Source organism: Parapedobacter defluvii (genome assembly GCF_014642075.1).
Classification (GTDB): domain Bacteria; phylum Bacteroidota; class Bacteroidia; order Sphingobacteriales; family Sphingobacteriaceae; genus Parapedobacter; species Parapedobacter defluvii.
Map to the genome: position 1 here is coordinate 1 of NZ_BMIK01000048.1, position 1767 is coordinate 1767.

The following is a 1767-nucleotide window of genomic DNA, read 5'->3' on the forward strand; positions in this document are numbered from 1 at the left end:
TGTTCAATAGTTTTCCAGTCGCCTTTCCCGGACCGGATGGAATCACAACCGGTCAATGCCGACACAACGGCGACAGCGATCAATGTGTAAAGTGCTTTCTTGCTTTTGTTTATCATCCTGTTCCCAATTGCTTATGAAGGTAAACTCACCTAGGATTATCCGCTAATTCCACGTCACACTGCCCTTGGCCAGCACGACAAGTAGCCCTCTTCCAGCAAATACGATGTTAGATGATCTCGCCTCCTCCGTCTAGCCTGTCTAAAAAATTTCAAGTGTAACCGGCCCCGTCAATCCGGCAGGATGCAAGGGGCTGTTCGCCGTATAAGGGTTTACAAGTGTCCATGCGGAGCGCTTTTCGGGAGGCAGCTTTTGATCACCGATCAGCCGGTTCGCCCAGGTATTGACAACCTTTACTTCGATCGTATTATTGCCTTCCTTCCAAGCGGAGGTGATATCCAGCCGGTAAGGCGGTGTCCAAACCCCTCCCACATCCTGGCCGTTGACCTTCACTTTCGCCAATGCAACCAGCGATCCCAGGTTCACATAAATCCGTGCACCCTCCGATACAGCAACCGATGGCAATTCCTTGCGATACCAGGCCTCACCGGAGAAATGTGCCACAGCAGTGTCGGCCGACAAAGACCAGTCAGCGAGGGTATCCATCTGTAGGGTAAAGCCTGTCGAATCCGGTCGTGTGAATTCGACCTGCCAGGCTCCCTCCAGTGGTATGACCCATTCAGGTACCGGAAAATTCTTAGTTGCATCGGATGACGTGCCGCTGGCCTTTTTCCGGAATACGATAAAGGCACTTTCGTAGCTATCCAGTTCCAGCGGGACGGTGGTTCCACTGCCCGTATCGTCAAACTCCGGCAGGTCCCGCATCGTTCCGTGAACGGCATCCCAAAGTTCCGGCTGTTTACCCGAAATACGGAAAGTCGGATTTACCTGGATCTTTCCGTCGCTTTGGTTGGATACAAAATAAATGTCTCCATCGGATAACTCCCGGTGCAAGAAGACCACCGGATCCGATTCCGCGAGCTGCACGTCCGGCAGTACATCTGCCCGCTTCAATGCCTCCTGAAGGGTCATTCCCTGCAACACCAGCCCCTTGCCGTAAACGTGCTCTTTCTGCTGGGTGTCCTTCCCATCGCCCCACAGCTTATCCGCCAGCGCCCGGACTTCCTCATCGGCCTTGCCATAGTCGGCCAGGCTGGGCGAACGCAGCGGCCTGGGTCCCAGCACAATGCCCCCATCCTTTACCAGCTGCTCGATCTTCCGCAGCACTTCCGGCCGTACCGTCTCCAGTTGCGGTAACACCAGCACCCGGTACGAAAGGCCATCCGGCAATGTAAACCGGCCGTCCTTCATGGAAATACGGTTCAAAATCACCTCTGCATTGATGTAGTCGAACGAATAACCTTTGGGCAACGGCGGATCCTGTATGCCGGTCATCTTGGGTGCGTCCTCACCGATGAAATAGGCGACATCGGCCACATACCGCCCCTGCTGCAGCAGGAAATTGCTGCGCTTCAGGTAATCCACGAAGAGATCCATATCGTAGTACCACGTGTTGAAGCGGTTGAACTCATTGCCAAACCAGGCGTTCACCCCAGGCTTTTTATCTTCATACGGTTGAAGAATATATACGTGGAGCAACGTGTTGTTGATCCCTTCGGCAAAAAACCGGTCGCCGCGCTGTTTAAACATCGCCGGATACCGGCCGAAGGTATTTCCCGCAGCCGTAAATGATTCGGCTGATACTTTTCT

The 1767-nt window shown here is 53.7% G+C and carries 1 protein-coding gene; it reads right to left on the reverse strand.

Translation table 11 applies throughout. From position 1 onward, the window contains the following. Positions 1 to 258: 258 nt before the first annotated feature. Positions 259 to 1767 (reverse strand): glycosyl hydrolase (locus IEX60_RS24660; protein ID WP_262892339.1); only part of this gene is annotated, 1509 nt, incomplete at its 5' end.